This window comes from Candidatus Kurthia intestinigallinarum (genome assembly GCF_003991225.1).
Taxonomy (GTDB): Bacteria; Bacillota; Bacilli; order Bacillales_A; family Planococcaceae; genus Kurthia; species Kurthia populi.
The window spans coordinates 1-1,335 of the sequence record NZ_JTFC01000145.1 but is presented as its reverse complement, the minus strand read 5'-3'; the positions used below and the strand labels follow the sequence as shown (position 1 = coordinate 1,335).

The following is a 1,335-nucleotide window of genomic DNA, read 5'->3' as shown; positions in this document are numbered from 1 at the left end:
TAAAAGGTGTTCCGCAATTTCTTTTTCAACCATGGAATAGGGTAAATAAGAAACACCTAACCCTTGTTCAATGAATTTTTTACTGACTTCTATTTGATTTACTTTTAATGTTTTAATCATAGGGTATACGCGCATGATTTCTATCAATAAATTGTCCCAATAAACGGGATGATTGTGCGTGATCAATCGATATTTTTCAAATAAATTTTTTTCATGCTCAATTTGTGTGTCATAAGGAGCTACTAAAACGACAGGCTCTTCCAATACAATTTCACTTTTTAAATTTGATTGTGCTGGATATGTACGTGTTAATCCTATATCAGCTTTCCCTTCTAATATTTTTTGAACAACTTCATATGAATTAACAACATCAATGAGTATTTCAATTTTAGGCTCTTTTATCATAAAATCTTTTAAAATAGCAGGCAAAATAGAAGAAGCAATTTGAGGTGCAACTGCAATAGATAATTGCTTCGTATAACCACATTGCCATGCCTCAAAATGATGTAAACCTATTTCATATTCCTTTAGAATTTTTTGAGCAATCGGTAAAAAACGATGTCCCTCTGCATTCAATAGAACTTGTTTTCCTTTTCTCGAAAATAAAGAACATTGTAAATAATCTTCTAATCTTTGTATGTGTTTAGACACAGCTGGTTGTGTCAGAAAAAGAATTTCACTCGCTTTCCGAAAGTTTTCATGCTGTGCAGTAACAATAAAAGTTTTTAGCCATTTAATATTCATTGATATCCTCCTAATAACGATTTGTTATTAAAATTGTTATTTTTCTTTATTTCTGTTTATGTATTCAAACTATTATAATTCAATTATGGAATATTTAAACATTTAAATTAAATAAAAGGAGGAATTTTATAATGAATACGACGAAAAAAGATTTATGGGACGCTTCACTTTACGATAACAATCATGCATTTGTATCTAACTACGGAACAGATCTCATCTCATTACTTAATCCAAAGCAAGGGGAAAGGGTACTAGACGTAGGATGTGGGACAGGCGATTTGGCAAATATGCTACATGACCTTCACATAGACGTTGTTGGCATTGATTATTCCGAAAATATGATTGAGCAAGCAAAGCAAAAATATCCACATATTCCGTTTTATGTAGCTGATGCGACAGCATTGACATATGAAAATGAATTTGATTGTGTTTTTTCAAATGCGACACTACATTGGATTAAAAATCCTGAAAAGGCGATAGAAAGCATTTATCAAAGTTTAAAACTAGGAGGAAGAATGGTTGTAGAGTTTGGTGGTGGTGGCAATGTGCAAACAATCACTGATGAGTTAATCAAACAAATCAAAAATGCCG

At 31.7% G+C, this 1,335-nt stretch carries 2 protein-coding genes; one reads left to right on the top strand and one right to left on the bottom strand.

The genetic code is table 11. The annotated features are described in order from the left end of the window. A partial coding sequence (locus QI30_RS19280) for a LysR family transcriptional regulator (RefSeq protein ID WP_148113909.1) occupies positions 1–744 on the bottom strand: 744 nt, incomplete at its 3' end. A 131-nt stretch (positions 745–875) separates the two neighbouring features. Here QI30_RS19280 and QI30_RS19275 point away from each other — a divergent pair. After that, positions 876–1,335 (top strand): class I SAM-dependent methyltransferase (locus QI30_RS19275; protein WP_148113908.1); only part of this gene is annotated, 460 nt, incomplete at its 3' end.